20 protein-coding genes and 1 riboswitch are annotated in these 21,233 nt (G+C 62.2%); of the genes, 19 read left to right on the forward strand and 1 reads right to left on the reverse strand.

Translation table 11 applies throughout. From position 1 onward, the window contains the following. Positions 1 to 41 precede the first annotated feature (41 nt). From FNT36_RS04380 to FNT36_RS04430, 11 genes are all read left to right on the forward strand, one after another. Complete coding sequence (locus FNT36_RS04380; RefSeq protein ID WP_144844726.1) at positions 42 to 575, forward strand: AAA family ATPase; 534 nt, start codon at positions 42 to 44, stop codon at positions 573 to 575. Between the two features lie 40 nt (positions 576 to 615). Continuing rightward, positions 616 to 820: riboswitch (cobalamin riboswitch) on the forward strand. 30 nt (positions 821 to 850) lie between these two features. Then, positions 851 to 2,098 (forward strand): ABC transporter substrate-binding protein, encoded by a 1,248-nt coding sequence (locus tag FNT36_RS04385; RefSeq protein WP_144844728.1) that lies wholly within the window; start codon positions 851 to 853, stop codon positions 2,096 to 2,098. Further along, positions 2,095 to 3,180: a FecCD family ABC transporter permease gene (locus tag FNT36_RS04390; RefSeq protein WP_233635677.1), complete on the forward strand. Its 1,086-nt coding sequence runs from the start codon at positions 2,095 to 2,097 to the stop codon at positions 3,178 to 3,180. Before FNT36_RS04385 ends, FNT36_RS04390 begins: the two co-directional genes overlap by 4 nt. Further along, complete coding sequence (locus tag FNT36_RS04395) at positions 3,180 to 4,241, forward strand: ABC transporter ATP-binding protein (protein WP_144844730.1); 1,062 nt, start codon at positions 3,180 to 3,182, stop codon at positions 4,239 to 4,241. The genes FNT36_RS04390 and FNT36_RS04395 overlap by 1 nt, the downstream gene beginning before the upstream one ends. A 57-nt stretch (positions 4,242 to 4,298) precedes the next feature. After that, positions 4,299 to 6,521 carry a TonB-dependent receptor gene (locus FNT36_RS04400; RefSeq protein ID WP_144844732.1) on the forward strand — a complete coding sequence of 741 codons (2,223 nt, stop codon included), beginning with the start codon at positions 4,299 to 4,301 and terminating at the stop codon, positions 6,519 to 6,521. Between the two features lie 2 nt (positions 6,522 to 6,523). Further along, on the forward strand, positions 6,524 to 7,027 hold the full coding sequence (locus FNT36_RS04405) for a bifunctional adenosylcobinamide kinase/adenosylcobinamide-phosphate guanylyltransferase (RefSeq protein ID WP_144845667.1): 504 nt from the start codon (positions 6,524 to 6,526) through the stop codon (positions 7,025 to 7,027). 158 nt (positions 7,028 to 7,185) lie between these two features. Continuing rightward, positions 7,186 to 7,797, forward strand: a complete 612-nt coding sequence (locus FNT36_RS04410) for a cob(I)yrinic acid a,c-diamide adenosyltransferase (RefSeq protein ID WP_144844733.1) — start codon at positions 7,186 to 7,188, stop codon at positions 7,795 to 7,797. Beyond that, the gene (gene cobT / locus FNT36_RS04415) at positions 7,794 to 8,840 is read left to right on the forward strand and encodes a nicotinate-nucleotide--dimethylbenzimidazole phosphoribosyltransferase (protein WP_144844735.1); all 1,047 of its coding nucleotides are present in this window, start codon (positions 7,794 to 7,796) and stop codon (positions 8,838 to 8,840) included. Before FNT36_RS04410 ends, cobT begins: the two co-directional genes overlap by 4 nt. A 17-nt stretch (positions 8,841 to 8,857) precedes the next feature. Then, complete coding sequence (locus tag FNT36_RS04420; protein WP_144844737.1) at positions 8,858 to 9,640, forward strand: adenosylcobinamide-GDP ribazoletransferase; 783 nt, start codon at positions 8,858 to 8,860, stop codon at positions 9,638 to 9,640. After that, a complete protein-coding gene (gene cobC, locus FNT36_RS04425) occupies positions 9,625 to 10,182 on the forward strand; it encodes an alpha-ribazole phosphatase (RefSeq protein WP_144844739.1) in 558 nt (185 codons plus the stop codon). Before FNT36_RS04420 ends, cobC begins: the two co-directional genes overlap by 16 nt. A 106-nt stretch (positions 10,183 to 10,288) precedes the next feature. Beyond that, on the forward strand, positions 10,289 to 11,383 hold the full coding sequence (locus tag FNT36_RS04430) for an acyltransferase family protein (RefSeq protein WP_144844741.1): 1,095 nt from the start codon (positions 10,289 to 10,291) through the stop codon (positions 11,381 to 11,383). A 6-nt stretch (positions 11,384 to 11,389) separates the two neighbouring features. Here FNT36_RS04430 and FNT36_RS04435 read toward each other — a convergent pair whose 3' ends face one another. Continuing rightward, a complete protein-coding gene (locus tag FNT36_RS04435) occupies positions 11,390 to 12,355 on the reverse strand; it encodes a DUF5694 domain-containing protein (protein ID WP_233635678.1) in 966 nt (321 codons plus the stop codon). 251 nt (positions 12,356 to 12,606) lie between these two features. Between FNT36_RS04435 and FNT36_RS04440 the strand changes: the two genes are divergently transcribed. The 8 genes from FNT36_RS04440 (at position 12,607) to FNT36_RS04475 (ending at position 21,228) form a co-directional block, all read left to right on the forward strand. Next, positions 12,607 to 13,914, forward strand: coding sequence for a flavin monoamine oxidase family protein (locus tag FNT36_RS04440; protein ID WP_144844743.1), 1,308 nt, complete (start codon positions 12,607 to 12,609; stop codon positions 13,912 to 13,914). A gap of 284 nt (positions 13,915 to 14,198) precedes the next feature. Next, positions 14,199 to 14,378, forward strand: coding sequence for a hypothetical protein (locus FNT36_RS04445; protein WP_144844745.1), 180 nt, complete (start codon positions 14,199 to 14,201; stop codon positions 14,376 to 14,378). Between the two features lie 78 nt (positions 14,379 to 14,456). Then, the gene (locus FNT36_RS04450; protein ID WP_144844747.1) at positions 14,457 to 14,678 is read left to right on the forward strand and encodes a hypothetical protein; all 222 of its coding nucleotides are present in this window, start codon (positions 14,457 to 14,459) and stop codon (positions 14,676 to 14,678) included. A 682-nt stretch (positions 14,679 to 15,360) separates the two neighbouring features. Next, positions 15,361 to 16,665: an L-fucose:H+ symporter permease gene (gene fucP, locus FNT36_RS04455; protein WP_144844749.1), complete on the forward strand. Its 1,305-nt coding sequence runs from the start codon at positions 15,361 to 15,363 to the stop codon at positions 16,663 to 16,665. Positions 16,666 to 16,993: 328 nt separating this feature from the next. Further along, positions 16,994 to 17,599 carry an RNA polymerase sigma factor gene (locus FNT36_RS04460; RefSeq protein ID WP_144844751.1) on the forward strand — a complete coding sequence of 202 codons (606 nt, stop codon included), beginning with the start codon at positions 16,994 to 16,996 and terminating at the stop codon, positions 17,597 to 17,599. Continuing rightward, a complete protein-coding gene (locus tag FNT36_RS04465) occupies positions 17,596 to 18,039 on the forward strand; it encodes a hypothetical protein (RefSeq protein WP_144844753.1) in 444 nt (147 codons plus the stop codon). Before FNT36_RS04460 ends, FNT36_RS04465 begins: the two co-directional genes overlap by 4 nt. 61 nt (positions 18,040 to 18,100) lie before the next feature. Next, the gene (locus tag FNT36_RS04470) at positions 18,101 to 18,532 is read left to right on the forward strand and encodes a hypothetical protein (protein WP_144844755.1); all 432 of its coding nucleotides are present in this window, start codon (positions 18,101 to 18,103) and stop codon (positions 18,530 to 18,532) included. A gap of 287 nt (positions 18,533 to 18,819) precedes the next feature. Then, on the forward strand, positions 18,820 to 21,228 hold the full coding sequence (locus FNT36_RS04475; protein ID WP_233635679.1) for an outer membrane beta-barrel protein: 2,409 nt from the start codon (positions 18,820 to 18,822) through the stop codon (positions 21,226 to 21,228). The last annotated feature ends 5 nt before the right edge of the window (positions 21,229 to 21,233 follow it).

The following is a 21,233-nucleotide window of genomic DNA, read 5'->3' on the forward strand; positions in this document are numbered from 1 at the left end:
TGCTGCTAGCTAGGCCAGGCGCTGGTTATTTAGGTTATTACATGGCCCTCTACGTGATTTCGGGCGGCCCTGGGGCCGGCAAAACTACGCTGCTGGCGGCCCTGCGCCGGGCGGGCTTTGTGGGCGTGGCCGAGGTTTCGCGCGCACTCATTCAAGAGCAGGTGGCCCTAGGTAGCGGACTGGTGCCGTGGCTCGACCTAGGCGGCTTTGCCGAGCTGGCGCAGGCGCGCATGGTGGCCCAGTACGTGGCAGCCAGCCAGCACGCCGGCCCCGTTTTCTTCGACCGGGGCCTGCCCGACCTACTCGCCTACCTGGAGGTGGCCAGCCAGCCGGTGCCCGCGTCCACCCACGCGGCAGTGGCGGCGCACCCCTACCAAAGCCCGGTTTTTCTGGCCCCGCCCTGGCCCGACATCTACGTAAACGACGCCGAGCGCTGGCAAACCTTTGCCGAAGCCCAGGCCCTGTATCAAGCCCTGCGCCGCACCTACCAGGCCCTGGGCTACCCGGTGCTCGACCTCCCCAAAGCCTCCGTAGCGGAGCGCGTTGCCTTCGTGCAGACGGTGGTAGGGACCTAGGCAGCCTGGTCGCATAAGCGGCGCTTCACATTCTGGACCTACCTTTGCCCCAGCAAATGGTCGTGGCTTCCGCGGTGCGGGGCCGCGTGAAAAGGGAATCCGGTGTAAATCCGGGACAGTCTCCGCTGCTGTAACCCCTCCACCAAACCGACTGATACCTAGGCGCCACTGTTTCCGATGCAGGAAATGGGAAGGCCATCAGTCGGCGGGGAAGTCAGAAGACCTGCCATTTACTACATACAGTCCTGGCCTTCGGTAGAAAGGCTCGTCGTACCATGCCCCACTCATTGCTACCCACCGGCCAGGCCGGTGGCGTACCGTCGTTTTTTTCGTTTCGCCGGAGCTTCGCGCTCGCGGCCTTGCTGCTTAGCTCGCTGGCTAGCGCGGGGCAGGTAGCGGCCCCTAGGGCTGCCGCGCCCAAATCCGCCACACCACGCGTGGCGCCGCCCAAGCCTGCCGCCACCGCCGTGCGAGGCCGCACTACGGTAGATTTCGCCAAGGGCTTCACCATCAGCTACGTGCCGGGGGGCAAGGTGGTCACCATCCTGAGCCCCTTTGAGCAAAAAACGACCGCCACGCGCTACCTGCTGGTGCCGCGCGGGGCCGCTCGCCCCAAGGGCTACGCCGACGCCATTGTGATAGAAACGCCTCTGCGCACGCTGGTAGGCTTGTCGTCGATGCACGTGGCACTGGTCGATTTCCTAGGCGCTGCCGATGTACTGGTAGGCCTCGGCAATCTCAAATACGCCTCGGCTCCGCGGGTGCGGCAGCGCATTGCGGCGGGCAAAATCATCGAAGCCGGCCAAGGCAAGGAGCTTAATAACGAGCAGCTTATTGCCCAGCACCCCGACCTCGTGATGGCCACCGGCTGGCCCGGCGAGGGCCTCACACGCTACCAGACGCTGCAAGCCGCTGGGGTTCCCGTGATGATTAATTCGGAATGGGTGGAATCGACTCCGTTAGGCCGCGCTGAGTGGGTGAAGGTGGTGGCCGCCCTGCTCGACAAAGAAGACCTAGTAAACCAGAAGTTTGGGCAGGTAGTGCGCGAGTACCAGCGGCTGGCCGCCCTAGGCCACCGGGCCACCAAAAAGCCGCGCGTGATAGTGGGCCTGCCCTTTAAGGACGTGTGGCACGTGCCCGATACCGACAGCTACATGGCGCAGTTTCTGCGCGATGCGGGCACCACCTACCAGTGGGATAAAACCAAATCGCCGCAGGGCAGCCTAGCGCTCTCCTTCGAGGCCGTGGCCCCGGTAGCCCTCACCGCCGATTACTGGCTGCAAACCGGCACGGCCACCACCAAGGCCGACATCGTGGCCCAAGATGCCCGCTACGCGGCTTTCGCGCCCTTCAAGACCGGCCGGCTTTACAACAACAACCGCCGCACCAACGCCCAGGGCTCCAACGACTACTGGGAATCGGGGGCGGTGCGGCCCGACCTGTTGCTGGCCGACTTAATCAAGATTCTGCACCCCGAGCTGTTGCCCACCTGGCAGCTGTACTACTACCAGCAAGTCAAGTGAGGCCCGCCCAACTTTCGGCCACGCCCGCCTCGCTAGCGGCGGGCCCGCGGCGCCCGGCCTGGCTGCTGGCCCTGGCGGGGCTGGTGCTGCTGGGCTTCGTGCTCGACATTGCCCTGGGGCCGGTGCGCATTCCGGTGCTGGCGGTGGTGAAGATTCTACTCGGCCAGCCCACCGATAATCCGGCTTGGGCATTTATCGTGCGTGAAATTCGCCTGCCCAAAGCCCTCACGGCCCTGGCCGTGGGTAGCGGCCTGGCCGTAAGTGGCTTGCAGATGCAAACGCTCTTTCGCAATCCCCTGGCGGGGCCTTCGGCGCTGGGCCTCACGGCCGGCGCGGGCCTAGGGGTGGCCGTGGTGATGCTGGCCGGCGGCAGCGTGGCCAATGGCTTCGCCATCCGGGCACTAGGGCTAGCCGGCAGCTGGACGCTGGTGCTGGCGGCCACCACCGGCGCGGGCCTGGTAATGGCGCTGGTGCTGGCCCTTTCGGCACGGGTGCGCGACAACGTGGTGCTGCTCATTGTGGGGTTGATGCTAGCGAGTGTGACCGGGGCCATCGTGAGCCTGTGGCAGTACTTCAGCGCCCCCGAGCAGATTCAGGAATATTTGCTCTGGACGTTTGGCTCGCTGGGCGGCGTGGTGGGCAGCCACCTGGCCGTACTGGCGGCCGTGGTGGGCGTGGGCCTGGTGTTGGCTTTTGCTTCGGCTAAACCGCTAAATGCGTTGCTCCTAGGTGAGAACTACGCTCGCAGCATGGGCCTCACGGTGGGGCGTTCGCGCACGCTCATCATTGCTAGCACGAGCTTACTGGCGGGGGCCATCACGGCCTTTTGCGGGCCGATTGGCTTCGTGGGCATCGCTGTGCCGCACCTCACGCGGGCGCTGCTGCGCACCGCCGACCACCGCCTGCTGCTGCCCGGCGCCTGCCTGGGCGGGGCGGCCCTTACGCTAGCCTGCGACTGTGTGGCCCAGCTGCCCGGCAGCCAAACCTCGCTGCCCCTGAGCGTAGTGACCTCGCTGCTCGGCGCCCCAGTGGTGCTGTGGGTAGTGCTGCGCCGCCAAAACATTCGCTCCTCCCTCACCTAATGGCTCTCCCCTCCCCCGCGCCGCTGCTCACTGCCGCCGACCTAGTGGTGGGCTACGCCGCCAAAAAAACGCCCCACCCGGTAGCTGGGCCCTTGCAGCTAGCCCTGTGGCCCGGCGAGCTGGTGTGCCTGCTGGGTCCCAACGGGGCCGGCAAGTCGACGCTGCTGCGCACGCTGGCCGGCTTGCAGCCCGCCCTAGGTGGCCAGCTCGCAGTGGGCGGCCAGTCGCTGGCCGACCTGCGGGCACCCGAGCGGGCGCGCCAGCTCAGCATCGTGCTTACCGACCGCATCGACGCCGGCAACCTCACCGTGCGCGAGTTGGTGCGCCTAGGTCGCCACCCCCACACGGGCTGGCTAGGTGGCCTTTCGGCCCACGACGAGGCGCAGGTGCAGGCCGCCCTAGAAGCCACCGGCACTGAGGCCTTCGCGCCGCGCCCGGTGGGCGAGCTCAGCGATGGCGAGCGCCAGAAGGTGCTGCTGGCCCGCGCCCTGGCCCAGGATACCCCCGTGGTGCTTCTCGACGAGCCCACCGCTCACCTCGACCTACCCAACCGCGTGGCCCTCATGCGCTTGCTGCACCGCCTGGCCCGCCAAACCGGCAAGGCCATTCTGCTCTCGACCCACGAGCTCGACCTAGCCCTGCAAGCCGCCGACCGCGTGTGGCTGCTGCCCGCCACCGGCGCGTTGCGCACCGGCACACCCGAAGACCTGGTGCTCAGCGGCGACTTCGCGGCGGCGTTTGTGCACGAGGGGCTGGCCTTCGACGCGGCTACTGGCACCTTCGCCCTACACGCGCCCACTGGTCCGGCAGTGCAGCTGGTGGGCGATGGCGCCGCCGCTTTCTGGACGCGCCGGGCACTGGAGCGCGAGGGCTTTGTGCCTACTACCGGGCCGGCTGACCTGCGCGTGACGGTGCCGCCCGGCAGCCCGGCCACTTGGCTTAGCCAGGCAGCCGGCCAGCCGCCCCAGACCCATGCCACAGTGGAAGAGCTACTGCGTGCGCTGCGCCAAACCCCAAGTGGCCAACTAGCTGGCCCCGCCGCTAACAACGGGCTCCGGTAGTCCTACTCCTACTAGTCACCATCATCCACGCTGCTTTTTATCAGCTAGCAAAAATTTATGAACCCACATTTTCCCCAACCGCACTCGCAAGCCCGCCGCCTCGAAATTCAGCTAGCGCTAGCCGCGCTGCTAGCCGCGGGCAGCGTGCGCGGGGCGCAGGCCCAGGTGGTGGCCGACACGCTCAAGCAGCAGAACCTGAGCGAGGTAGTAGTGACGGCCACGCGCTCGGCTACTGAGCGCAGCCGCGTGCCGCAGCAGATTCAGGTTATCAGCCAGCGGGATATCCGGGCCACGCCCAACCAGGAGTTTACCGACGTGCTGAAGAAGAATGCCTCAGTAGACATCATCCAATACCCCGGTTTGCTGGCGGGGGTCGGCATTCGCGGGTTTCGGCCCCAAACCAGCGGCCTCAACCAGCGCGCCCTGCTACTGGTAGACGGCCGCCCGGCTGGCACCAGCAACCTCGCCACCCTCGACCTAGGTAGCGTGGAGCGGGTGGAAGTGCTCAAAGGCCCGGCCTCGGCGCTCTACGGCTCGCAGGCCATGGGCGGCGTCGTGAACGTGATTACGCGCCACTCGCGCGGGCCGGTGCGCTCGACGCTCTCCGCCGAATACGGCAGCTATCAGACGCTGCGGTTTGGGGGCGTCACGGGCGGCAACCTGACCAAAAATCTCGATTTTGACTTGTCGCTGTCGATGTACGACCGCGCTCAGGACTACAAGCTGGGCCAGGGCGGTATCTTCCGCCGCTGGCTCAAGGGCGACTACGCCACCAAAACCTATGCCGACGGCACCACCCTCACCACCGACGACGCCCGCGCCGACGACCAGCGCCGCAGCTCGACCAAGCTCAACTACTACGCCGGGGCGCTGCGCCTAGGCTACCAGCTCGGCGACCACTGGCACGTGGACGTGCGCGGCGAGCGCTTCGTGGCCCGCAATGTGCAGTCGCCCAATGATATTTTTTACGGCGACCTAGGGAATACTACCAAGGACATCGAGCGCCAAAACCTCGACCTGAGCGCCACCGGCAACTACGCCAACCACCAGCTATTTGTGCGCGGCTATACCTCGAGGGAAGCCAACAACAACAATACCCTCTACAACGGCAACACGGCCATCGCGCCCTACCGCTCGTTTCAGAGCCAATACCTCTGGAAAGGCATTCAGGTAAAAGACGTTATCAAGCTGGGCAACCAGAGCATTACAGTGGGCGTGGACCACAACGAGGCCACCAGCAACTCGCTGCGCTTTAATGCCACGGGGGCCACTATTGCGCCCTTTAACCCGAACTACGAGCTGAATACCACGGGCATCTACGCCCAGGGCCAACTGAGCTTTTTGGCTGACCGTTTGATAATTACGCCCGGCGTGCGCTACGACTTCATCACCTACAATGTGAAGGCGACCGACCTGCTCACCACCTTCAACCCCGGCAAAACCACTAACCCCTTCTTCAGCCCCAGCCTAGGGGCGCAGTTTGAGTTGGTACAGGGCCTACGGGCGCACGCTACTATCGGCCGCGCCTACGTTACGCCCGACGCCTACAACGTGGCTGGCTACTCGCAAACTACGCCCAACGCCAACCGCCAAGTATCTATCACGCAAGGCAACGCCGACCTCAAAAACGAGAGCAGCGTAACCTGGGACGCTGGCCTGCGCTACGGCCTGCCCACCAGCGGCTTCTCGGCCGACGTGACGTTCTTCTCGACCCAAGTGCAAAACCGCATCACCACCCGCACCACCAACCCCGTGGGCGAAACCACACCCGAGGGCTACCGCGTAGCCTCGCGCACCACCTACGTGAACGCCAACGATAGCCGCATCCGCGGCCTCGAAGCCGAGGCGGGCTACGACTTCGGCGCGCTCACCGACAACCGCTATTCGCTACGCGTATTTGCGGGCGGCACGAGCATTTTCAAGGCCGAGGACGTGACCAACAACCCGGACGGCTCGCAGACCAACCGCGCCATTTTTAACGTAGCCAAGCTGAGCGGCAATTACGGCGTGGCCTATGCCAGCACCCACAATGGCCTGAGCGCCCGCCTGGCCGGCCACTACGTGGGCCGCCGCCAGGACACGGATTTTACGGATGTGCGCTCGCCCCAAATCGAGTACCCGCGCTATATGACCCTAGACTTTTCGGCGGGTTACACCTTTGCCGGCAAGCACACTATCTCGGTGCTGGTGAACAACCTAACCGACGAGAACTACTACGAGAAGCGCGGCTACAACCTGCCGGGCCGCAATATTTCGGGCCGCTATAGCATCACGTTCTAGTGGTGCTCTACTACATCTCCGGCGGGCAGCGCTCGGGCAAGAGCCGCTACGCCCAAGACCTGGCCTTGCAGCTCAGCCCGAGCCCCGTGTACCTGGCTACCTCGCGGGCCTGGGACGACGACCACCGCCAGCGCATAGCCCGGCACGTGGCCGACCGCGATGCCCGCTGGACCACCCTAGAGGAGGAGAAATACCTCAGTCGCCTCGACCTAGGGGGCCGCGTAGTGGTGTTGGATTGCGTGACGCTCTGGCTCACCAACTTCTTTACCGACGCCAACTACGAGGTCGAAACCGCCTTGGCGCAGGCGCAGGTCGAGTTCGACAAGCTGCTCACCCAGGACTGCACGCTGCTAGTTATTTCCAATGAAATCGGGATGGGCCTGCACGCCACTACCGAGGCCGGCCGCAAGTTTACCGACCTGCAAGGCTGGCTTAATCAGTACATTGCCCAGCGGGCCGACCACGCCATCTTCATGGTATCGGGGTTGCCGCTGACGGTTAAGTAGTTTGTTCTGAACCGAAAAAAATGTCTGTTATGCTGAACGCAGTGAAGCATCTCGCGTGGTGCAGTAATCAATGTATTAGCAGCCAAGCGAGCAAGATGCTTCACTGCGTTCAGCATAACAGACATTTTTATTTACCACGCATTTAAAATCAATAGTTTATGAAAATCTACACTAAGAAAGGTGACGATGGTACTACCGGCCTGTTTGGCGGCTCGCGCGTTTCCAAAAATGACATACGCGTGGAGTGCTTTGGCACCCTCGACGAGGTCAATTCGACCCTAGGACTGCTGCGCGTGAAGCTGGGTAACGACCACGCCTGGCAGCCCAAGCTGCACAAGATTCAGAAGGACATGATGGATATGATGTCGCACCTGGCACGCCCATCCGACGCCAAAAAAATCAACCCCAACCCCATGCCGACCGACGGGGCGCAGTTTTGTGAGGAGTGGATTGATGAGCTGGAAGGCGCGATGAAAACGGCCTCCGATTACTTCCTGCTACCGGGCGGCAACGAGGTATCGGCCCTGTGCCACGTGGTACGTACCCAGATGCGCCGCGGCGAGCGCCGCCTAGTAAGCCTGATGGCTGTGGACACCGTGGACCCTGCCATTCCGGCCTATATCAACCGCCTGTCGGACTTGTTTTTCACCTTGGCCCGCGCCGAGATGGACCAAGCCGGCGTGGCCGAAGAAAAGTGGCAGCTCTTTCTCTACAAGCGCTTTAAGAAAGCCGACGAGCCTGCTGCCCCCACCGAGCCCACCGCCGAATGAAGTGGAATATCACCCCGCCCGACCCGGCGCTAGCCGCCGCCATCCAGCATAAGATTGACACCAAGACGAAGCCATTGGGGGCCCTAGGTCAGCTCGAAAGCCTGGCCCAACAAGTCGCCCTGGTGCAGCAGACGCTGACCCCTGAGCTGCGCCGACCGCACGTATTGATATTCGCTGCCGACCACGGCATCGCCCAGGACGGTGTCAGCCAGTACCCGCCCGAAGTCACGCACCAGATGGTGCGCAACTTCGCCAGCGGCGGGGCTGCCATCAACGTGTTTTGCCGCCAAAATGGGCTGGGCCTGACTATCGTGGATGCGGGCGTGCGCGGCAGCCTGACCGACCTGCCCGCCGTGCGCCACGAGAAGCTAGCGGAGGGCACCCAAAACTTTGCCCACACCCCGGCCATGACCGCCGCCCAGTGCGCCGATGCCCTAGGGCGCGGTGCCCGGCTGGCCGACGAGCTACACGCCACCGGCTGCAACGTACTGGGCCTAGGTGAGATGGGCATCGGCAACACGGCTTCGGCCGCCGTGCTCATGCACCTGCTCACGGGCCGGCCGCTAGCCGAGTGCGTGGGCCGCGGCACCGGCCTCGACGCGGCGGGCGTGGCCCGCAAGCTGGCCATCCTGACGCAGGCCGTGGCGGCCCACCCGGCGCTAGACCCCGCTGACCCGCTAGCGGTGCTGGCCACTTTCGGGGGCTTTGAAATTGCGCAACTGTGTGGGGCGATGCTGCGCGCCGCCGAGCGGCGGATGCTGCTGCTCATCGACGGGTTTATTGCTTCGGCGGCGCTGCTGGTGGCGGCCCGGCTGGCTCCGGCCGTGCTCAACTACTGCGTGTTCTGCCACGAGTCGGGCGAGCAGGGACACCGCCTGCTGCTGGCCGAGCTGGGCGGGCAGCCCCTGCTGCGCCTAGGGCTGCGCCTGGGCGAGGGCACGGGCTGCGCCCTGGCCTACCCGCTGGTGCAGGCCGCCGTCAATTTTCTCAACGAAATGGCGTCCTTTGCCAGCGCTGGCGTGAGCGACGACTCCGGCACCTAAGCTTCTTCGTTACGTGCATGCGCGCCCACCTTCGTTTGTTGCTGCTTGCGGTGCAGTTTTATACCCGCCTGCCGGTGCCCGCGTGGGTCGACTACTCCGACGAGCTGCTCAATAAGGCCACCGTGTATTTTCCGCTGGTGGGCTGGCTGGTGGGCGGCGTGGCGGCCGGGGTTTTTGCGGGGGCAAGCTTCCTGTTTCGCAACGCCGACGTGGCGCTGCTGCTGAGCATGGTAGCGAGCATCCTGCTCACCGGCGCGTTTCACGAAGACGGCTTTGCCGACGTGTGCGACGGCTTTGGCGGCGGCTGGACGCAGGACAAAATACTAGCCATCATGAAGGACAGCCGCCTGGGCACCTACGGTGCCGCTGGCCTAGGGCTGCTGCTGGCGGGCAAGTTTTTGGCCCTGCGCGGGCTGCCAGCGGCGGCCGTGGTGCCGGCTCTGCTGGTAGCCCACCCCCTTAGCCGGGCCACGGCGCTGACTTGCATTTTCAGCCACCACTACGCCCGCGCCAATGAGGACAGCAAGGCCAAGCCCGTCGCCAAAAAGATGCGCCTAGGTGAGCTGGCTGCCGGCCTGACGCTGGGTGCGTTGCCCTTGCTGGCCTACGCGGCGTGGCAGCACCGGCCGGGCGTGCTGCTGGTGCTGCTGCCACTGGCGGTCGCTAAGACCATCCTGGCCCGCTACTTTCAGCGCTGGATTGGCGGCTACACCGGCGACTGCCTAGGGGCCATTCAGCAGGTGGCCGAGGTGAGCTGCTACCTTTTTTTACTAGCTGGTTTTGCATGGAAATTTATTTGATTCGCCACACGGCTGTGCAGGCGCCTGGCATTTGCTACGGCCACTACGACGTGCCGCTGGCTGACACCTTTACCGCCGAAGTAGCTCAGCTGCGACCCAAATTACCTCCGCCACCCTACCGGGTATTCAGCAGTCCTGCCCTGCGCTGCCAGGCCCTAGCCGAGACCGTAGCCACCGAGATACTACCCGACGAGCGGCTGCGCGAAATGAACTTTGGCACCTGGGAAAACCGCCTGTGGGCCGAGCTGCCTTCTGCCGAAACTGCCCCCTGGATGGCCGACTACGTGACGCTAGCGCCACCCCAGGGCGAAACCTTCGGGGCAGTGCAGCAGCGGGCCGCTGCTTTTCTCGACGAGCTAACAGCTACTGCCGCGGAGGAGCCCACGCTGGTATTCACGCACGGCGGCACCATCCGAGCACTGGTGTGCCATTGCCTAGAAATTCCGCTGCGCAATGCCTTTCGCATGCAAATAGACTACGCCTCCGTTACTAAGCTCCAACTGCAGCACGGGCGCTGGCAGCTGGTATTTCTCAATAAGTAGCCTGCTGCGGCTGCGGAGTTTAGGAAGACCTAGGGGACGCTGCGCCGGCAGGTGGCTGGGTAGCTCAAGCATAGTGGTATTCAAGTACTCGGCCTTTCTTTGCCGCATGAGCCCATCCCCCGTTGCTACTGCTGCCACCCCGGCTGCTACTTCTACGCCGCACTATGTTGTCTTGGATGGCTTGCGCGGGCTGGCGGCCCTGGCCGTGGTGGTGTTCCACTTCATGGAGTTTGTGGTGCCCGACTACACCCGTAGTTTCATCGCCCATGCTTACCTAGCCGTTGATTTTTTCTTCTGCCTCTCGGGCTTTGTCATCGGCAGTGCCTACGACACCAAGCTGGCGCGCATCGGCGTGGGTGCCTTTCTACTGCGCCGGCTCGTGCGCTTGCATCCGCTGGTGCTGGTGGGCTCGGTACTGGGCTTACTTACGTTTGTAGGCGACCCTTTTAGCCACCTCTACGCCACCTACGGGCCGGGGCTCACGGCGCGCATGTTTCTGTCTTCGTCCCTACTGGTGCCCTACCCGCTGGTGCACGAGCGCTACTTCAACTTGTTTCACCTCAATCCGCCCACTTGGTCGCTGTTTTGGGAATACATGGCCAATGTGCTTTATGCAGTTTGGCTGGTGCACGTGCGCCCCACTACGCTTTGGCTGCTCCTCGCTGTGGCCGCCGGGGCATTGTGCTACGAAGCCTCCCACGTGGGCAACCTAGCGGTAGGGTTTGACGGCAATACGTTTTGGGGCGGCGCCGTGCGGATGGCGGCTTCTTTCCTGCTCGGCCTGGCTCTGTACCGGGCCGGCGCTATCCTGCCTACGCGCTTGGGCTTTCCGGCTTTGGGCGCGCTGTTGCTGCTGGCCTTTATACTACCCTTTGTGCCAGCGGCCAACTGGCTGTTGGAGCCCGTTGTGGTCTTGCTTTATTTTCCGGTGCTGGTGGCCCTAGGGGCCGGGGCCCAGGTTTCGGCGCGGTGGGCCACCGTCTGCCACTGGAGCGGCGAGCTTTCGTACCCGCTCTACATGGTTCACTACCCATTTCTGTGGCTCTTTTTAAGCTACCTCGAAAAGGTAAAGCCTTCGTTCCAGACCCAGGTGCTGTGGATTCCGGTAGGCACCTTGCTTTTGCTGCTGCTGGCCTACCTAGTACTGGTAGGGGTAGATGCACCCGCGCGCCGGTATCTACGCCAGTATTTACCCCGCTGATGCCCGCTAGCTGGCTTTCCTGGCTTTAGCTCGCGGCCGGGCTGGGGCCTTGAGATAGGTGTGCGCGGGCACAACGCGGTAGGTGGGGTTAGCGCTCAGCAATTCTTCCTGCACCTTCACGTGGTTTTGGCCGAATATCACCAACAAGCGCTGTGCGCGGGTCTTTTGCTGGGCCCGTAGCAGGTTTGAATAAATTTTGAGATTGCGGTTGTAAAACAGCGTGATATAGTGCGCCCCTATATAAGCGGTGTCTACCCGCCCTAGGTCGTTGGTATTGGTACCGCTGGCCGAAAACGTGCCGCTCGTCACGTACGCTGGCGTGTTGAACAGCGCCCGGTGGCTCAGCGCCACCAGAGCCGGCTGGTTGATAAGGGCCAGATATTCATAGACAGATAGGCTGTCGTGCTGCACCTGGCGCCGCAGGGGCCGGGCCGCCGCTTGCAGCTCTTGCAGCCCCTGCTTGAACACCGCAATATTGCGGCCGGTGCTCAGCAGCCCCTGCGAAGTAGAGGTCATGTAGTCAACCCCTTGGGGTGCCGGCAGGTGCAGCTCCTTCGCCAGCGCAAACCCGATTTGGTAGCGCTCGCTGCGCCCGTAGGGCAAAGCCGCCAGCTGTAGCTGGCCCTGCTGGTAGGCGGCATACAGGCTATCGAGCTGCGGCTGCTCCTTGGGCTCGGCTTCTACTAAAATGAGGTCGGGCTGAAAGCGTCGCAGTTGGGCTCGCAGTTGGGCCAACTCAGCCTGCTTCTTGGGGCTGAGCACGTCTGACCTAGGGTCTTGGGCCGTGTACAACTGGGCCAGGTGGTCGCAGCCCAGGACCATTACCTCTACGGGGCGGGTGGGCGCCTGCGCCAGGCTGGGCGTGGGTGCCAGCCCACCTAGGGCTGCTAGCAAACCGGCCAGCAGATAATGTGGCCCCCGGGCGCGGGCAAGAGCAGTGCGCCACGTGGCGCCAAGCGTAGAGAGGGACATGCAGGAAAAGGTAAGATGGTAGCGCACAAAGAAAACAAACACTGCTACACTGGCCCAGTACTAAGCAGCTACTTGTCGAAATAAGCGGCGCGACCAGGAGTACTACTCCCGCTTTAAGCCACGATTTACTTACACGCTTTATTTCTTTACCTAGCCATAGCTACCACCTTCCCTAGGCTACACTCAGTGGCCTGGGGAAGGCACTCCGGCCGCGCAGGCGTTACTTTACAGGTCTAACTTTCTTCGCTACCATGGCCGCCAGCTCTTCTACCTACGACACCGACGTGCTCCTTATCGGCGCCGGGGCAGCGGGGCTGCTGGCCGCTCGCGACCTAGCCACCGCGGGCCTGCGCGTGCTGCTACTAGAGGCGCGCGACTACCTAGGGGGCCGGGCCCACACGCTTACGCCCGCGGGCTTCACGCAGCCCATCGAGGCGGGGGCCGAGTTTATGCACGGCGAGGTACCCCTCACCCGCGCCCTGCTCACGGAGGCGGGCCAGGGCTGGCAAGACACGGCGGGCCGCACCTATGTGGTGCGCGAGGGCGAAGCCCGGGACGACGCAGATTTTTTTGCCCACCTGCCCCAGGTGCTGGCCAAGCTCGAAGAACTACAGGAAGACCTGCCGCTGGCCGATTTTCTGGCCCGCGAGTTTCCGGGGCCGGCCCATGCCGAGCTGCGCACCGCCGCCATTCAGTTTGCCGAGGGCTACGACGCGGCCGATGCGCAACGCGTGAGCTCCTGGGCCCTGCGCGACGAGTGGCAGGCCGGCGGCGCCGAAGACTCGCCCCGCCCCGAGGGCGGCTACGGGCCACTGCTGAGCTGGCTAGCCGAGCAGGCCCAGGCCGCTGGAGCTATCATACACCTAGCCACGCCCGTGCAAGAAGTGCGCTGGCAGCCAGGCCATGCCGAGGTAGTGGCCACCACTGGCGCCACCTACCGCGCCCAGCGCGTGCTATGTACCGTGCCGCTAGGCGTGTGGCAGCGGCCTGCCGGGCAGCCCGGCTACATAGGCTTTAACCCCGACCTGCCAGCCCACCGGGCGGCGGCCGCCCAGCTTGGGTTTGGGGAAGTTATCAAGGTTGTGCTTGAGTTCCGCACCGCCTTCTGGCAAGACACGCTGCCCGAGCTTGAGTTTTTGCTTTCCGAAGCGCCAGTGCCTACCTGGTGGAGCCAGTTCCCCGACCCGCGCCCCCTGCTCACGGGCTGGGTTGCCGGACCCGCTGCCCAGCGCCTGCGCAGCGCCTCGGCCGATGCGCTGCTGCACCTGGCTCTAGGCTCATTGGCGCAGCTTCTGCACACTCCCGTGGCCGAACTGCAAGCCCAGCTCTGCGGCAGCTACGTCCGCAACTGGGGAGCCGAGGCCTATGCCTATGGGGCCTACTCCTACCCCACGGTGGGGTCGCCCGCCGCCCGTGCCGTGCTCGCCGCCCCCGTAGCCAACACGCTGTACTGGGCCGGTGAAGGCCTCTACGAAGGGCCCGCCGGTGGCACCGTCGAAGCAGCGCTGGTCAGTGGCCGGCAAGCGGCCCAGGCATTGCTGGCTGCTTGGCCCGCCTAGGGCTTTCCTAGCGCGCTGCCCGAGGCTGCGAGGCTCCGCAGCCTTATTAAATTATAAAATACTATCGACTAGGGTCTTACAAGAGCTATTTACATAAATAGCTGCTTTTTGGTACAGTTTTCGGTAGGAGACTGCTTACGCGGGCCGCTTTGCTTGGCTCGTGAGCACCTCATGCTGAGATACTAATACGGCTGAAAATTCTAGATGAGAATCGGAAATTTTTCATCATCCGAATAGTATTTTTCCTTACTTTTACACCTTCTAACTACTTATAAAATTATCTAATGAAAAGCGAACAAGAACGGCGCGACATGGTGGCTGCAGCCCTTTCCTGGACTAAAACCACCTCTCTTACGCCCAGCCTCTACGAAGAACGCCTTCTACAACAGTATATCCAAGGCGTGCTAACTATTGACCGCGTAATTGAACTATTGGATGAAAATAATAAAAACCAAGTGAATTAAGCTTGGCCAATGTTATCTTTTTAAAATAATTGTACGAAAGAAGTATCAACGCTCAGTTTTATTCTATAACTTTAGTTTATGAACTATACCTATCCCGCCCAACAATCTTTGCCCGTCACTGCACTCGTCACGGAGCAAAGCCGCCAACGCTTGATTAAAGCCGTTATTTCTTATAAGCAAGGAACTGCTTATACCACCGAGCCCGCTCAGCAGCACCTGCTCAACCAGTTTGTGCAAGGCCGCCTGACTATAGATGAAGTTGTATATTACTTAGAAACAACTGCACCGTCTAAAAGCTAAGCGTCCAGCACTGCCCAAGCAGCTATGCCGCCCTGGCTTTACGCCTTTAGCAGAGCCGACCTAAACGTCGGGTTAACCAAGTCTTACTACCACTTACTCTACCTTCCAATAAGAGCCCACAGGCCGCTAACGCTGGCTTGTGGGCTCTTTCTATTTAGGATTGACTATTAAGGGTTTAGGTTTCTCTAAAATATCCTTTCTACTGTCATGCTGAGCTTGCGAAGCATCTTATCACGCTAGAACGACTCCCTTAGCGTGATAAGATGCTTCGCAAGCTCAGCATGACAGTTTTTAATATATAATAATCTGGCGGTTACGCAAATCAAGGAAGAGTACTAGCGAGATGGTTTATTCTTGCGAAAAGAGCCGCCATGCTAGGGCTACTTAGCAGTCTGAGTATAGATTCGACTCTGAAGCTCTACTCGTGGCGTCGCTACCCATACTCATATCACTACCCGCTAGCTGCTCCTAGGTAAGGCCGGTCGGCACCTATTTATACAGGCATAATTGAGGAAGCTATAGCACTAACGCAACTGCTAAAAAGCTGCGCTGCTAAGCGCAGCGCAGTATCTTGCCCGCCGTGTTGCCCGTGGCATTGATTGTTGCGGCGGGTGCGAGGCTTCGTTGCGCCCAGCAACGTGGCTGTACTTCTCTCTACGTTTTCATTCCATACTCCCACCCTATGGCCCTCGCCCCCGGCTCCGCGCCTGCCGCCACCTTAGCACCGAATCCTGCTGGCAGCCAGCGCTTTTTGTTTCCGTTCATTCTGGTTACCTGCGTGTTCTTTTTGTGGGGCATGGCGCATAACCTAGACTCCATTCTGATTCCGCACCTCAAAAAAGCTTGCCAGCTCGACAACCGGCAATCGACGCTAGTCGATACCGCCGTGTTTCTGGCTTACTTTCTGATGGCTATTCCGGCCGGGATGCTGCTCAAGCGGGTGGGATACAAAAACAGCATTATCATTGGGCTGGTGACGTTTGCGGCGGGAGCCTTTTTGTTTGTGCCGGCCGCGGGGGCGCGGTCCTACGCGCTGTTTCTCACGGCCTTGTTCATTATCGGCTGCGGCCTTACTACCCTCGAAACAGCGGCCAATCCTTATGCCGCCGTGCTGGGGTCGCCGGAGGGGGCCACGGGCCGGCTCAACCTAGCGCAAGCCTTCAACGGGCTGTCGGCGATAATTGCGCCGGTAGTGGGCACGCGCCTCATTTTATCGGGCAAAGAGTACAGCGCCGCGCAGCTGGCGGCCATGCCCGAAGCCACGCGCCTGGCCTACCTAGGGCACGAGGCGGCAGCCGTGAAGCTGCCCTACATCACGCTGGGCGTGGTGTTGCTGGTGGTGGCCCTACTGTTCTACTTGGTGTCCTTGCCCGAGGTGCGGGCCGCGGAAAGCGAGCCGTCGGCGGGTGGCGGCTTCTTTTCGGTGCTGCGGCACCGGCATCTCACCTGGGCCGTGGTGACGCAGTTTTGCTACGTGGGGGCGCAGGTGTGCGTCACCAGCTTTTTTATCCGCATGGCCAAGCAGGGTGGCGGGCTCGACGAAAAGACCGCGGGCTACTACCTAGGGCTCTACGGCCTGCTGTTCACGGCGGGGCGCTTCATCGGTACGGCCCTGCTGAAATACGTGTCGTCGCAGCGGCTGCTCTCGATTTATGCGGTCATTGCCATTGCGCTGTGCGGCGTGGCAGTGCTCGGCAATGGCGCCTACGTTATTTACGCGTTGGGCGGGCTGGGTTTCTTCATGTCCATCATGTTTCCCACCATTTTCTCGCTGGGCCTGGCCGGCCTGGGCGACGACACCAAGCCCGGCTCATCGTGGCTCGTGATGTCGATAGTGGGTGGGGCCGCCATGCCCTACCTCATGGGCACAGTCATTGATTTGCAAGGCGATGCCATTCAGGCGGGCTACGTGGTGCCGCTGGCCTGCTTCGTGGTGGTACTGCTATTTGGGCTGTACGGCTACCGGGTAAAGGGGCGCTTGGTGTAAGGTCTTAGAGCCTTTTAATAAGGTTATTTAAACAGTTGAAAACCAGCATCTGTCATGCAGCGCGTAGCGAAGCATCTCGCTCGCACCGTTGCTAAGGTTTGGGATTACTGCGCCACGCGAGATGCTTCGCTACGCGCTGCATGACAGACGCTGGTTTTCGATTTTCGAGACTTAATTAGCGACTTTGCATAAAACAGCCTTAGCAATCTGCCTCTTTGCGAAGCAACCTAGGGATACAAAGACCGGCTGTCTACCTAGGGCAGTCGATTTTTTTGTGGCCCATGTGCCCTAGTGCAACATAATTTTCACTGCCCGGTCTCATGCCTAGATGCGCACCCTGCCCACCTCCTCCGCTACCGACCAGCAGCTTGTGGCCCAAGTACTGGGCGGCAACACGGCGGCGTTTGGGCAGGTGGTGCAGCGCACCGAAGGGCTGGTCACGCAGCTAATATTCAAGATGATTCGGCACCCCGCCGACCGCCCCGACCTAGCGCAAGAAGTTTATCTCAAGGTTTTTAAGAACCTAGCCGGCTTTAAGTTTCAAGCCAAGCTCTCGACCTGGGTCGGCCAGGTCACTTACAATACCTGCCTGCACTACCTCGAAAAGAAGCAGTTGGTACTGCTCGACCCCGCCGAAGCCGTGCCCGACGACGCAGCCGAAGATGGTCGCCGCGCCCTGCCCCCCGCTACCTCCGACGACCCCGAAACGGCCCTGTTCGACCAGGACCTGGCAGGTATTCTCGGCGCGGCCATCGAGCAGCTGCCGCCGCTCTATCGCACACTCATTTCCTTGTATCATCAGCAAGAACTGAGCTACGAGGAAATTGCCCAGATAACCTCGCTGCCCGACGGCACCGTGAAAAATTACCTCTTCCGGGCCCGGAAGCAGCTCAAGCAGCATCTCCTGGCCCGCTATCACCGCCACGACCTATGACCACCAGCCCCCACCTTTCCGAACGCGCCCTGCAAGAAGCTGCCGAATCGGCGGCGTTACTCCCGGCGGCCCAGGCTGCCCACCTACGCGGCTGCGGCTTGTGCCAGGGCCGGGTAACTACCTACCGGCAGCTGTTTGGAGCGGCGGCCCAGTTGCCGTCCCCGGCTTTCAGCTTTGACCTCACGGCCAGCGTGCTGGCGCAGCTACCTAGGGCGCAGCCGGCCTCGCCGTGGGTGCTCGGCGGCGTAGCTGCCTTGGTGGTGGGGGTGGTCGTCGTGTTTCTAGTGCTGTTTGGTGGCGTGCTGGCGCAGGCGGTGCAGGGCCTGTTTACCGTGCTGGGGGCTGGCCTAGGCCTAGTGGCGGCGGTGTTCGCGGCCGGGCAGGGCTTGGAACTGCTGGCCCAGCACCGTCGCCACCTGCGCCTGCTCACTTTTTCCTAATTTTTTGCAACCCGAATAGCGCGAGCCGGTCTAATCCGGTATCGCCCCTATTTTCTCCCTTATGAAATGCTCTCTGCTGCTCCTGCTGTGCTGCCTGACTGCCGGGGGCGCCGCGGCTCAGGCCACCTCCATGCCCTCCGATTTCGGCGCGCTATACCCCTACGCTAAACAGATTTTTCTGCCTGTGTTTGGGTTTTACCTGCTGTGCAGCTTCGTGCTGGGCGCCATAAAAACGGTGCTGAACTACCTGCTGAAGCGCCAAATCATGGCCGCTCCCGTGTCGGATAGCATGGTGGAGCGCCTGCTACCCAGCCCCCAGGACGAGCTGAATAAAGTAGTGAAATGGATAGCGCTGCTGCTCAGCACCGGCGCTGGGCTCGCGCTTTGCAACTGGTCGATGCCCCTGGGCCTACACTCGCTTATCATCATGCTTTTCAGCACGGCGTTTGGGTTTCTGGCCTATTATTTCTTTCTGCGCCGCCAGGCTAAATAGCCTCCGCGCCTAGGTCTGCTACTTGTGTCTTTTTAGCCCTTAACCGCTCTTAGGTAGCGGCTGAGCCTGGGCTGCTACTGTCCCAGCCATTCCTTTTTCTGTCACCTTAACTATCAACCCTGATGAGCCAGCAGGTACACTCAGCACTTTTTACTAGGTATTGCCTGGTAGCTTGCATAATAAACAACATTATTAATCAACTATTTGCAATATTTGGCAGCCTCGCCAGCTCTATACTGCCAGCCCGCTGTTGGCAAGCGGCCCAGCTGAATGCACAGCGGCTTGGTGTGCTCGCGCTGCTATTGCTAGCCTTGCTACCAGGCTCGCTATGCGCACAGACCCTAGGTGAAGTATCGGGCACCCTGCTCGACCAAGGCACGCGCCAGCCGTTGCCCTTTGCTAATGTACTGTTGCGGCGGCTGCCCGATTCGGCCGTGGTAGCCAATACTCAAACCTCTGAAAAAGGCAGCTTTACCTTAGCCAAAGTACCCCTAGGGCGATACGTGCTGCGGGCTGAGGCACTAGGCTACCGGCCCAGCAGCCGGCCCGTCGTGCTGGATGCGGCTACTCCGGTGCTTCGCTTAGGTGAGTGGCAGGTGGCCCCGGCGGCCGTGCAGCTCGGCAGCGTGGTGGTGCAGGCCGAAAAGGCGGCCATCATCGACGACCTAGACAAGAAAGTCATCAATGTCAGCAAGGACCTGAACAGCGTGGGCGGTACGGCGGCCGATGTGCTGCAAAAAGTGCCTTCGGTGGCCGTAGATGAGAACGGCCAGGTGAGCTTGCGCGGCAATGCGGGCGTGACGCTATACCTCGATGGCAAGCCCGCGCCCAGCAGCCTGCGCCTAGACCAGCTGCCCGCCAGCCGCCTCGAAACCATAGAGGTCATTACCAATCCCGGTGCCCGGTACTCGGCCCAGGGCACGGGCGGCATCATCAACTTGGTGCAGAAAAAGCAAACTCAGGAGGGCTGGAACGGCGATGCGCTGGCCACCGTGGGCACCCGCGACAAGTATAGCGCCTCGCTCAACCTAGGCCGCAAGATGGGCAAGTTCAATTTTTACAGTAATGTAAACGGGCTCAACAATGAGTTTCGGGGCAGCTCGGCCTTGCAGCAGGTAGCCACGGCCGAGGGCCGCACCACTGCCTCCGACCAAGCCGGCCGCACTGCCCGCCACCAAGCCAACGAGGCCCTGCGCCTAGGGGTCGATTATGCCCTGCGCCCCGAGCAAAGCCTGACCCTGACCGCCGAATTTTATAAGAACGACCTGCGCCAAACCAACGATTTCACAACCCGGCTCACGCGCGGCACCGACCCGGCTATCACGCTGCAGAACCAGAACCTCGAAACTGACGACCTCTACACCATACGCCTGGCCACCAACTACCGCCGCACCTGGGCCACCCACCCCGGCCGCGAGCTCACGGCCGGGGCCGTGTACATCCTGGATGGTGGCACCGTGACCACCGAGCAGCGCGTGCTCGACGGGCCCACCGACTACGCCCGCCAGGCGCGCCGGCAGTTCCTCGACGTGACCATCCACATGCCCTCGGCGCAGCTAGACTACGTGCACCCCCTAGGCGACAAGCGCCGCTGGGGCGCGGGCCTGAAAACCGACATCATGCTGACGCCTGGCACGGCCGACTACGCGGTGCAGCCCGCGGCGGGCGGCGAGTTTGTGCCGCAGGAGGCCGGCTCGTACCGCTATCGCTACCAACAAGTTATTCCGCAGGCCTATGGCACCTACCAACACAAGGCCGGCCTCTGGGACTACCAGGCGGGGCTACGGGCCGAGTTTACCGGGCTGCAAGCCCAGGTGCAGCCCAGCGGCTCGGCTAGCCAGCGCATTTTCAACTTGTTTCCGTCGGCCACCGTGGCGCGGGCGCTGCCCCACGACCAGCGCCTGCAGCTCAGCTACGCCCGCCGTCTCAACCGGCCCAATTTCCTGCAAATTGTGGCCCTGCCCATCTACTCCGATGCGCGCAACTACGTGGTCGGCAACCCCGACCTGCGCCCCGAGTACGTGCACGTGGCCGAACTGGGCCACCAGGCAACTTGGAAGTCCACTACGCTGAGCACTACACTGTTTGGGCGCTTTGCCAGCCAGGCCATTCAGAGCCTGCGCACCGTCGATACGCTAGCCACTCGCCTCAGCGGCCAGCCCGATTTTATCACCCGCACCAGCTACGCTAACTTCGGGGGCACCATCAGCTACGGGCTAGAGCTTTCGCTGACGCAGACCCTCACCAAGTGGTGGAAACTCGTTGCCAACGGCTCGTTCTACCGCAACCAGGTGGCTAGCTACACCGGCGACGGCACCCGCGCCAACCTCACCGGCACGGCCTATCTGCTCAACACCTTCAGCCCGACCAAGACGCTGGCCGCGCAGCTCAGCGGTACTTACCGCGCTCCGCAGGTGGTGCCGCAGGGTCGCGTGCTGGCCGTGTACGGGGTCGATGTGGCCCTGCGCCAACGTCTCTTCCAAGACCGGGCGGCCCTCACGCTGCGCGTGAGCGACCTCTTCAACACGCGCCGCCAGCGCACCCAGCTCGGGGCCCCCAACCTCAGCACCGACCTGCAAACCAAGTACGAAACCCGCGTGGGCTACCTCGGCTTCACGTGGTTCCTAGGTACCAATAAGCCCAACAGCAACCTCGACAACCAACCCAAGGGCGACCCGGGTGGATTCGGCGGGTAATATAG

It is taken from the genome of Hymenobacter setariae (genome assembly GCF_007713685.1).
In the GTDB taxonomy this organism is placed as follows: domain Bacteria; phylum Bacteroidota; class Bacteroidia; order Cytophagales; family Hymenobacteraceae; genus Hymenobacter; species Hymenobacter setariae.

Bases quoted from the DNA above. Each gene is read 5' to 3' on its own strand.
- FNT36_RS04420 (WP_144844737.1), top strand. From the start codon at position 8,858: ATGCGCGCCCACCTTCGTTTGTTGCTGCTTGCGGTGCAGTTTTATACC.
- FNT36_RS04440 (WP_144844743.1), top strand. From the start codon at position 12,607: ATGGCCGCCAGCTCTTCTACCTACGACACCGACGTGCTCCTTATCGGC.
- FNT36_RS04470 (WP_144844755.1), top strand. From the start codon at position 18,101: ATGAAATGCTCTCTGCTGCTCCTGCTGTGCTGCCTGACTGCCGGGGGC.
- FNT36_RS04410 (WP_144844733.1), top strand. From the start codon at position 7,186: ATGAAAATCTACACTAAGAAAGGTGACGATGGTACTACCGGCCTGTTT.
- FNT36_RS04445 (WP_144844745.1), top strand. From the start codon at position 14,199: ATGAAAAGCGAACAAGAACGGCGCGACATGGTGGCTGCAGCCCTTTCC.
- FNT36_RS04430 (WP_144844741.1), top strand. From the start codon at position 10,289: ATGAGCCCATCCCCCGTTGCTACTGCTGCCACCCCGGCTGCTACTTCT.
- FNT36_RS04465 (WP_144844753.1), top strand. From the start codon at position 17,596: ATGACCACCAGCCCCCACCTTTCCGAACGCGCCCTGCAAGAAGCTGCC.
- cobC (WP_144844739.1), top strand. From the start codon at position 9,625: ATGGAAATTTATTTGATTCGCCACACGGCTGTGCAGGCGCCTGGCATT.
- FNT36_RS04450 (WP_144844747.1), top strand. From the start codon at position 14,457: ATGAACTATACCTATCCCGCCCAACAATCTTTGCCCGTCACTGCACTC.
- FNT36_RS04435 (WP_233635678.1), bottom strand. From the start codon at position 12,355: ATGTCCCTCTCTACGCTTGGCGCCACGTGGCGCACTGCTCTTGCCCGC.
- FNT36_RS04395 (WP_144844730.1), top strand. From the start codon at position 3,180: ATGGCTCTCCCCTCCCCCGCGCCGCTGCTCACTGCCGCCGACCTAGTG.
- FNT36_RS04380 (WP_144844726.1), top strand. From the start codon at position 42: ATGGCCCTCTACGTGATTTCGGGCGGCCCTGGGGCCGGCAAAACTACG.
- cobT (WP_144844735.1), top strand. From the start codon at position 7,794: ATGAAGTGGAATATCACCCCGCCCGACCCGGCGCTAGCCGCCGCCATC.
- FNT36_RS04385 (WP_144844728.1), top strand. From the start codon at position 851: ATGCCCCACTCATTGCTACCCACCGGCCAGGCCGGTGGCGTACCGTCG.
- FNT36_RS04400 (WP_144844732.1), top strand. From the start codon at position 4,299: ATGAACCCACATTTTCCCCAACCGCACTCGCAAGCCCGCCGCCTCGAA.
- FNT36_RS04460 (WP_144844751.1), top strand. From the start codon at position 16,994: ATGCGCACCCTGCCCACCTCCTCCGCTACCGACCAGCAGCTTGTGGCC.
- fucP (WP_144844749.1), top strand. From the start codon at position 15,361: ATGGCCCTCGCCCCCGGCTCCGCGCCTGCCGCCACCTTAGCACCGAAT.